8 protein-coding genes are annotated in these 8,420 nt (G+C 70.9%); 6 read left to right on the top strand and 2 right to left on the bottom strand.

All coding sequences use genetic code 11. The annotated features are described in order from the left end of the window. Positions 1-56 precede the first annotated feature (56 nt). The gene (locus ACFU7Y_RS34255) at positions 57-1,580 is read right to left on the bottom strand and encodes a peptide MFS transporter (protein ID WP_224278817.1); all 1,524 of its coding nucleotides are present in this window, start codon (positions 1,578-1,580) and stop codon (positions 57-59) included. A 329-nt stretch (positions 1,581-1,909) separates the two neighbouring features. Between ACFU7Y_RS34255 and ACFU7Y_RS34250 the strand changes: the two genes are divergently transcribed. Further along, complete coding sequence (locus ACFU7Y_RS34250; protein WP_030058577.1) at positions 1,910-2,584, top strand: response regulator transcription factor; 675 nt, start codon at positions 1,910-1,912, stop codon at positions 2,582-2,584. A 117-nt stretch (positions 2,585-2,701) separates the two neighbouring features. Beyond that, the gene (locus tag ACFU7Y_RS34245) at positions 2,702-3,946 is read left to right on the top strand and encodes an ATP-binding protein (RefSeq protein WP_224278818.1); all 1,245 of its coding nucleotides are present in this window, start codon (positions 2,702-2,704) and stop codon (positions 3,944-3,946) included. Between the two features lie 190 nt (positions 3,947-4,136). Here ACFU7Y_RS34245 and ACFU7Y_RS34240 read toward each other — a convergent pair whose 3' ends face one another. Further along, a complete protein-coding gene (locus tag ACFU7Y_RS34240) occupies positions 4,137-4,697 on the bottom strand; it encodes a GtrA family protein (RefSeq protein WP_263454820.1) in 561 nt (186 codons plus the stop codon). A gap of 259 nt (positions 4,698-4,956) precedes the next feature. Here ACFU7Y_RS34240 and ACFU7Y_RS34235 point away from each other — a divergent pair, with 259 nt between their 5' ends. The 4 genes from ACFU7Y_RS34235 to ACFU7Y_RS34220 all read left to right on the top strand — a co-directional run bounded on the left by ACFU7Y_RS34235 (position 4,957) and on the right by ACFU7Y_RS34220 (position 8,411). Continuing rightward, entirely contained in the window at positions 4,957-6,096 is a 1,140-nt protein-coding gene (locus tag ACFU7Y_RS34235; protein WP_224278837.1) for a 5-(carboxyamino)imidazole ribonucleotide synthase, read from the top strand. After that, the gene (gene purE, locus ACFU7Y_RS34230) at positions 6,093-6,629 is read left to right on the top strand and encodes a 5-(carboxyamino)imidazole ribonucleotide mutase (protein WP_224278823.1); all 537 of its coding nucleotides are present in this window, start codon (positions 6,093-6,095) and stop codon (positions 6,627-6,629) included. Before ACFU7Y_RS34235 ends, purE begins: the two co-directional genes overlap by 4 nt. 36 nt (positions 6,630-6,665) lie before the next feature. Continuing rightward, on the top strand, positions 6,666-7,880 hold the full coding sequence (locus ACFU7Y_RS34225) for a dipeptidase (protein ID WP_380770698.1): 1,215 nt from the start codon (positions 6,666-6,668) through the stop codon (positions 7,878-7,880). A 105-nt stretch (positions 7,881-7,985) separates the two neighbouring features. Continuing rightward, positions 7,986-8,411 carry a CoA-binding protein gene (locus ACFU7Y_RS34220; protein ID WP_380770697.1) on the top strand — a complete coding sequence of 142 codons (426 nt, stop codon included), beginning with the start codon at positions 7,986-7,988 and terminating at the stop codon, positions 8,409-8,411. The last annotated feature ends 9 nt before the right edge of the window (positions 8,412-8,420 follow it).

Raw genomic sequence — 8,420 nt, 5'->3', positions numbered from 1 at the left:
CCGTGGATCTCAGGAATCCACGGCGGCCCCGGAGTCGTGAGCCGGAGGTCGGCGTGTCAGCGCACGTCGCCCATGAGGGCCTGGACCCGCTTGCGGTACGTGTAGACGGCGATCCCCGCGAGGACCGCGAGCGAGGCCTGCATCGCGATGATCCCGGTGCCGTCGAGGTTGATGCCGGCCAGCGAGAGCAGGCTCGTGGTGCAGTCGCCGGCGGTGACGGCGAGGAACCAGACGCCCATCATCTGGGAGGCGTACTTCTGCGGCGCCATCTTCGTGGTGACCGAGAGGCCGACCGGGGAGAGGCACAGCTCGCCGATGGTCTGGATCAGGTAGATCGAGACGAGCCACAGCGGGGAGACCGTGGTGCCGTTGTCCGTCATGGTCATCGGGATGATGAAGATGAAGAACGAGGCGCCGATCAGGAGCAGGCCCATCGAGAACTTCACGATGGTGTTCGGCTCCTTGTCGCGGCGGGACAGCCACAGCCACAGCCAGGCGAAGACCGGCGCGAGCGCCATCACGAACAGCGGGTTCAGCGACTGGTACCAGGTGGCCGAGAAGCCGAAGCCGAACAGGGTGTCCGCGGTCTTCTTGTCCGCGAACAGCGAGAGGGTCGACCCGCCCTGGTCGTAGATCATCCAGAAGATGGCGGCCGCGGCGAAGAACCAGATGTAGGCGGACATCTTGGACTGCTCGCCGGCGTTCAGGCTCTTGTCGCGCTTGATCCGGACCAGCACGGTGATCGGGATGAGCAGACCGGCCAGGGTCAGCGGGACCAGGGCCCAGTTCAGCGTGTAGACGCCCAGCCCCACGATGGCGGCGTAGAAGGCGGCGACGGCGAGGACCGTCACGCCGGCCTTCACCAGCAGGCTCTTGCGCTCCGCGGGCAGGAGCGGGTTGGGGACCTTGCTGCTCTTGGGGTTCAGGTGGCGGCTGCCCAGCAGGAACTGCACCAGACCGACGGCCATGCCGACCGCGGCCAGCCCGAAGCCCAGGTGCCAGCTGTACTCCTTGCCGACCGTCCCGATGATGAACGGGGCGACGAAGGCACCGAGGTTGATGCTCATGTAGAAGACCGTGAAGCCACCGTCGCGGCGCGGGTCCTCGGGGCCGTTGTAGAGCTGGCCGACCATCGTGGAGATGTTGGCCTTCAGCAGCCCGGAGCCGAGCGCGACCAGGAGCAGGCCGACGAAGAACGCCGCCTGGCCCGGGACGGCCAGCGCGATGTGGCCGAACATGATCACGAACCCGGCGATGGCGACCGTCTTGCGGGCACCCCAGACCCGGTCGCCGAACCAACCGCCGGGGTAGGCCATGAGGTAGACCATCGAGACGTAGACGGAGTAGATCGCCGTCGCCGTCGTCGCCGTCATGGCGAGGCCGCCGCCCTGGCTGCCGGTGGCGGCGTCGGCGCCGCCGGAGACCAGGTAGTAGATGAGCAGGGCGCGCATGCCGTAGTAGGAGAAGCGCTCCCACATCTCGGTCATGAACAGGGTGGCGAGACCTCGGGGGTGACCGAGGAAGGTCTTGCCGCTGGGAGAGGCCGACGTGACGTCGGCGTCCAGGGTCTTAGACGCCATGAGTAGTGGTTCCTTGCCTGACAGCGTCCGCCCAGGGGGATGGCGGCGGACGTGGACGAAACCACTCTACGTGGCGACATTTGGCTTTATCAGATGACAAAAGCCGTGAATCAGGTGTGGGAATGGCAACGTTGGCAACGAATATGCCCGATCTATCGATGGTAGATGGGCGTGTCTCCCTTCGGTTTCAAGATCGAAACGGAGATTCTTCACCGAACGACCGACCCGGCACGGCCCGTTGGGTGCGATGAAGGTCTTGTATAACGATCACGCTCTGTGAACTACCTCACAGGGCGTCCGGGTATACCCCGGCGGACTACCATCACCACATGACCTGTGTGCTGCTTGCCGAGGACGATCCGGCGATCTCCGAACCGCTCGCCCGGGCCCTGCGACGCGAGGGCTATGAGGTGCTCGTCCGCGAGGACGGTCCGACCGCACTGGCCGCCGGCCTCACCGAGGAGGTCGACCTCGTCGTCCTGGACCTCGGCCTGCCCGAGATGGACGGTCTGGAGGTCTGCCGCCGCCTGCGCGCCGACGGCAAGAGCTGCCCCGTCCTGGTGCTCACCGCCCGCGCGGACGAGGTGGACACCGTGGTCGGCCTGGACGCCGGCGCCGACGACTACGTCACCAAGCCCTTCCGCCTGGCCGAACTGCTCGCCCGCGTCCGGGCCCTGCTCCGGCGTGGCAACGTCGACCAGCTCACCACCGGCGCGCACGGCGTGAAGATCGACATCGAGTCCCACCGTGCCTGGCTCGGCGACGAGGAGCTCACCCTCTCCGCCAAGGAGTTCGAGCTGCTGCGGGTCCTGGTCCGGGACGCCGGCCGGGTGGTCACCCGCGAGGAGATCATGCGGCAGGTCTGGGACACCACCTGGTGGACCTCCACCAAGACCCTGGACATGCACATCTCCTGGCTCCGCAAGAAGCTCGGCGACGACGCGGCCAACCCCCGCTACATCGCCACCGTGCGCGGCGTGGGGTTCCGGTTCGAGAAGAACTGACCCCGCAGGAGCCCGTCGGCCCGTAGGAGCTCGTGCGAGCCTGTAGGAGATCAACCCCCGTAAGAGATCGGGGCCGGACGTCGTCCGGTGGAGCGGAACACCTCGGGGAGCGGCAGCGTGAAACGCAGGATGATCAACTCGCTGCTGGGCGTCGTCCTGGTGGTGGTCGCGGTGTTCTGCGTGCCGCTCGCCCTGGTCGAGAAGCGGACCATCGTCAACTCGGCCCAGGACCGGGTGGACGCGGCCGCCGTCCGGGTGCTCGCCCTCGTCGAGAGCCGGCTCGCCGCGGGCGAGCCGGTCACCGGGCGGGCGTTCGAGAGCCAGGTCACCGAGGGCAGCTACGTCGAGGTGCAGGTGCCCGGCCAGCCGGTGGTCTCCGCGGGCGAGCGCCCGGCCGGGAACCACCTGCTGAAGGCCGTCGAGCGGGGCAACAGCGGCGAGACCGTCACGGTCGAGCAGTCCCGCGAGGACGTCGACCACGAGATCGCCAACAACCTGCTGCTGCTCGGCGTGGTCGCCCTGCTCGCCGTCCAGGCCGCGGTGGCGCTCGCCGTCTGGCAGGCCAAGCGGCTCGCCCGGCCGCTCACCGACCTCGCCGAGACCGCCGAGCGGCTCGGCTCCGGCGACCCCCGCCCGCGCGACCGCCGCTACGGGGTGCCCGAGCTCGACCGGGTCGCCGAGGTGCTGGACACCAGTGCCGAGCGGATCGCCCGGATGCTGACCGCCGAGCGCCGGCTCGCCGCCGACGCCTCGCACCAGCTGCGCACCCCGCTCACCGCGCTCTCCATGCGGCTGGAGGAGATCACCGCCCTCGCCGAGGACCCGGAGACGGTCAAGGAGGAGGCGACCATCGCCCTCCAGCAGGTCGAGCGGCTCACCGACGTGGTCCAGCGGCTGCTCACCACCCAGCGCGACCCGCGCAGCCCCACCGCCGTCGCCTTCGACCTGGACGAGGTGATCAAGCAGCAGGTGGAGGAGTGGGGCCCGACGCTGCGGGAGAAGGGCCGGGTGCTCTCCCTGGAGGGACTGCACGGGGTCACCGCGGTCGGCACCCCGGGGACGGTGGCCCAGGTGCTGGCCACCCTGATCGAGAACTCGCTGATGCACGGCGCCGGGACGATCACCCTGCGGGTCCGGCCGTCCGGCACCTCGGTGGTGGTCGAGGTCCAGGACCAGGGCGCCGGCGTGCCGCCGGACCTCGGCAACCGGGTGTTCGAACGCGCGGTCAGCGGGCGCAACTCCACCGGCATCGGGCTGGCCGTCGCCCGCGACCTCGCGGAGGCGGACGGCGGGCGGCTCGAACTGCTCTCGCTGAAGCCGGCGGTGTTCGCGCTCTTCCTCGGGCGCAGCCACCAGGACTGAGCGGGTCCCGATCCGGGCACGAGGGTCCGGACCCACGCCATGGCGAGCCTGCCGGCCCCCTCGGCCGTGATCGTTCGCCGACCGTGCTCGCCCTCGGCCGCCACCGTCCTCCGGCGGCGGACACGGCAAGCCCCGGCGGCCGGGTCGGCCTGCCGGGGCTGCGAGGAGCGAGGAGCGGGGGCTGCGGGGCCTACTCGGCCTTGGCGAAGCGGATCGGCTCGGCGGCCAGCACCAGCTTGGCCTGCGCGGCCGGCTCCGGGCCGCCGGCGGCCGCCGACGACTGCTGGGCGGGCAGTCCGACCGGCTCCGGCACGGCCTTGAACACCCAGGTGCGGTACGAGACGAAGCGGAACACGGTGGCCACGGCGAGGCCGATCACCTTGGCGCCGATCTGCTCGTAGTGCGAGCGCAGGTCGAGCACGTACACCGAGAAGCCGAGCACGCCGGTCTCGATCAGCATGCCGATGCCGCTGTAGACCAGGAAGAGTGTGATCTCCCGCTTGCGGGAGGCGGCGTCGCGGTCCCGGTACAGCCAGTAGCGGTAGCCCAGGTAGTTGGTCGCGATCGCGATCACTGTCGCGACGATGTTCGACCGCACCGAGGCCAGGCCCATGCCGTTGATGCAGACCCAGAAGACGGCGAAGTTGACCACCACGCCGCTCAGGCCGACGATGCCGAACTTCACGACTTCGCCCGTGAGCCCGCGCAGTTTCTGCGCAAGCGGGCGTTTCGAAGCTGCGGTCGTCGCCATACCGGACTGCCTCCATAGGCCTGCGGGTCGAAAGGGCCGGCCACGGCGGTGCGGCTACCCCTTGAGCCCTGCGTGCACGCACATGATCGGACCGCGCAGACCAGGACCCGGCCGACCAGGCTACCCGCTTCCATCGAACGGCTCAGCCCCTTGGGCGGCAGGTTGACATCTACGCGCGTCCGATCCGATGGCCCCGGCGGCGGCTCCACCACCCCCGACCGGCCCGGATATCCTGGGCCGCGTGACTTCCCCGGGCAATATGAATTTTCCAGTGGTGGGCATGATCGGCGGCGGGCAGCTGGCCCGCATGGCACACCAGGCGGGCATCCCGCTCGGGGTCAGGTTCAAACTCCTCGCCGACACGCCCCAGGACTCCGCCGCGCAGGTGGTCTCCGACGTCGTCCTCGGTGACTACCGCGACCTCGACACCCTGCGCGCCTTCGCCGCCGGCTGCGACGTGATCACCTTCGACCACGAGCACGTCCCCACCGAGCACCTGCGGGCCCTGGAGGCCGACGGCATCGCCGTCCGCCCCGGCCCGGACGCGCTGGTCAACGCCCAGGACAAGGGCGTGATGCGGGCCAAGCTGGACTCCATCGGCGTGCCCTGCCCCCGGCACCGGATCGTCGCCGACCCGGCAGACGTCACCGCGTTCGCGAACGAGGGCTCCGGGTACCCCGTCGTGCTGAAGACCGTCCGCGGCGGCTACGACGGCAAGGGCGTCTGGGTCGTCGACGACGAGGAGCAGGCGCAGGCCCCGTTCCTGGCCGGCGTCGCGGTGCTGGCCGAGGAGAAGGTCGACTTCGTCCGCGAGCTGGCCGCCAACGTGGTCCGCTCGCCCAGCGGCCAGGCCGTCGCCTACCCGGTGGTGGAGAGCGTCCAGGAGAACGGCGTCTGCGCCGAGGTCACCGCCCCCGCGCCGGACCTCGACCCGGCCCTGTCCGACGAGGCCCAGCAGCTCGCCCTGCGGATCGCCGGCGAACTCGGCATCGTCGGCCACCTCGCCGTCGAGCTGTTCCAGACCCGGGACGGCCGCGTCCTGGTCAACGAGCTGGCCATGCGTCCGCACAACTCCGGCCACTGGACCCAGGACGGCGCGGTCACCTCGCAGTTCGAGAACCACCTGCGGGCCGTCCTCGACCTCCCGCTCGGCGACCCCCGCCCGCGCGCCAAGTGGACCGTCATGGTCAACGTCCTCGGCGGCGACTACCCGGACATGTACCACCCCTTCCTGCACTGCATGGCCCGCGACCCCGGGCTGCGGATCCACATGTACGGGAAGGACGTGAAGCCCGGCCGCAAGGTCGGCCACGTCAACGTCTTCGGGGACGACCTCGACGACGTCCGCGAGCGCGCCCGCCACGCGGCCGCCTACCTGCGAGGAACGATCACCGAATGAGCCACGCTTCGAACGCACCCCTCGTCGGCATCGTGATGGGATCGGACTCCGACTGGCCGGTCATGGAGGCCGCCGCCCAGGCCCTCGACGAGTTCGAGGTCCCCTACGAGGTGGACGTCGTCTCCGCGCACCGGATGCCCCGCGAGATGGTCGCGTACGGCGAGCAGGCCCACGGGCGCGGCCTGAAGGCGATCATCGCGGGCGCCGGCGGCGCGGCCCACCTGCCGGGCATGCTCGCCTCGGTCACCCCGCTGCCCGTCATCGGCGTGCCGGTGCCGCTGCGCTACCTGGACGGCATGGACAGCCTGCTGTCGATCGTCCAGATGCCGGCCGGCGTGCCGGTGGCGACCGTCTCGGTGGCCGGCGCGCGCAACGCCGGCCTGCTCGCGGTGCGGATGCTCGCCGCCTTCGACCCCGAGCTCACCGAGAAGATGACCGACTTCCAGGCCGAGCTGAACAACCAGGCCACCGAGAAGGGCAAGAAGCTGCGCGCCAAGGTGGCCGGTTCCTCCTCCTTCGGCTTCGGAAAGTAGTTCGCCCACCCGCGGGGGTGGGGTAGAACAGCTCGCATGACCGCTGACCTGGACTCCCTCACCCCGCTGGACCGAGCCCGCGCCCTGCTGCGCACCGCCCCCGTCGTGGACGGCCACAACGACCTCCCCTGGGCGATGCGCGAGCAGGCCGGGTACGACCTCGGCGCGCTCGACCTCGCCGCCGACCAGAGCGACCGCCTGCACACCGACCTGGCCCGCCTCGCGGAGGGCGGGGTCGGCGCGCAGTTCTGGTCCGTCTACGTCCCCTCCTCGCTGGCCGGCGACCACGCGGTGAGCGCCACCCTGGAGCAGATCGACTTCGTCCACGCCCTGGTCGAGCGCTACCCGGACCGGCTGCGCCTGGCCCGTACCGCCGCGGACATCGAGGCCGCCCGCGCCGAGGGCCGGATCGCCTCCCTGATGGGCGCCGAGGGCGGCCACTCCATCGACTGCTCGCTGGCCACCCTGCGCGCCCTGTACGAGCTGGGCGTGCGGTACCTGACGCTCACCCACAACGACAACGTGCCGTGGGCGGACTCCGCGACCGACAAGCCGGTGGCCGGCGGGCTGACCCGGTTCGGCGAGGAGGTCGTCCGGGAGATGAACCGGCTCGGCATGCTGGTCGACCTCTCGCACGTCTCCGCCGACACCATGCGCGACGCCCTGCGGGTGACCGAGGCGCCGGTGGTCTTCTCGCACTCCTCCTCGCGCGCGGTCTGCGACCACCCGCGCAACATCCCGGACGACGTGCTCGCCCAGCTGCCCGCCAACGGCGGCGTGGCGATGGCGACCTTCGTGCCGAAGTTCATCCTGCCCGCCGCCATCGAGTGGACCCGGGCCGCCGACGAGAACATGCGCGCCCACGGCTTCCACCCGCTGGACACCACCCCGCCGGCCATGGAGCGCCAGCGCGCCTTCGAGGCCGCCAACCCGCGCCCGGTCGCCACCCCGGCCACCGTCGCCGACCACCTCGACCACATGCGCGAGGTGGCCGGCATCGACCACATCGGCATCGGCGGCGACTTCGACGGCACCGCCTTCCTGCCGGACGGCCTGGACTCGGTGGCCGGCTACCCCAACCTGGTCGCCGAACTCCTCGGCCGCCACTGGTCGGAGGCCGATCTGGCCAAGCTCACCTGGCACAACGCCGTCCGCGTCCTGCGCGACGCCGAGTCGGTGGCCGCCGGGCTGCGCGCGAGCCGCCGCCCGTCCATCGCCACCATCGCGCAGCTGGACGGCTCGGCCTCCTAGCCGAGCAGCGGGATCCCGGTGGCCGGGCACCTGCGGGAATGGCCGGGGGAGCGGTGGCGCTGGGGTGAGGTGGGTTCTCGGCACTCGGCTGCGAGGAGGCAGGGCATGTACGGCGACCCGGAGACGGTCCGGAAGATCCTTGGCGAGCTGGGCGACACCTGGGCCGTCGTGGGCCTCTCGTCCAACCAGCGGCGGGCGGCCTACGGCGTGGCCGAGGTGCTGCAGCGCTTCGGCAAGCGGATCGTGCCCGTGCACCCGAAGGCCGAGACGGTGCACGGCGAGAAGGGGTACGCGTCCCTCGCGGACATCCCCTTCGAGGTCGACGTCGTGGACGTCTTCGTCCGGCCCGACCTCGCCGGCGAGGTCGCGGACGAGGCGGCCGCCCTCGGCGCCAAGGCCGTCTGGTTCCAGCTCGGCGTGATCGACGAGGCCGCGTACGAGCGGACGTGGGCGGCCGGCCTCGACACGGTGATGGACAAGTGCCCCGCCATCGAGATCCCGCGCCTCGGCCTGGCCGGCCGGTTCAGCTAGATCCCGACG

Source organism: Kitasatospora sp. NPDC057542 (assembly GCF_042801945.1).
Taxonomy (GTDB): Bacteria; Actinomycetota; Actinomycetes; order Streptomycetales; family Streptomycetaceae; genus Kitasatospora.
This window is presented reverse-complemented; position numbering and strand designations above follow the sequence as displayed.

Bases quoted from the DNA above. Each gene is read 5' to 3' on its own strand.
- ACFU7Y_RS34255 (WP_224278817.1), bottom strand. From the start codon at position 1,580: ATGGCGTCTAAGACCCTGGACGCCGACGTCACGTCGGCCTCTCCCAGC.
- ACFU7Y_RS34250 (WP_030058577.1), top strand. From the start codon at position 1,910: ATGACCTGTGTGCTGCTTGCCGAGGACGATCCGGCGATCTCCGAACCG.
- ACFU7Y_RS34240 (WP_263454820.1), bottom strand. From the start codon at position 4,697: ATGGCGACGACCGCAGCTTCGAAACGCCCGCTTGCGCAGAAACTGCGC.
- ACFU7Y_RS34235 (WP_224278837.1), top strand. From the start codon at position 4,957: ATGAATTTTCCAGTGGTGGGCATGATCGGCGGCGGGCAGCTGGCCCGC.
- purE (WP_224278823.1), top strand. From the start codon at position 6,093: ATGAGCCACGCTTCGAACGCACCCCTCGTCGGCATCGTGATGGGATCG.
- ACFU7Y_RS34225 (WP_380770698.1), top strand. From the start codon at position 6,666: ATGACCGCTGACCTGGACTCCCTCACCCCGCTGGACCGAGCCCGCGCC.
- ACFU7Y_RS34220 (WP_380770697.1), top strand. From the start codon at position 7,986: ATGTACGGCGACCCGGAGACGGTCCGGAAGATCCTTGGCGAGCTGGGC.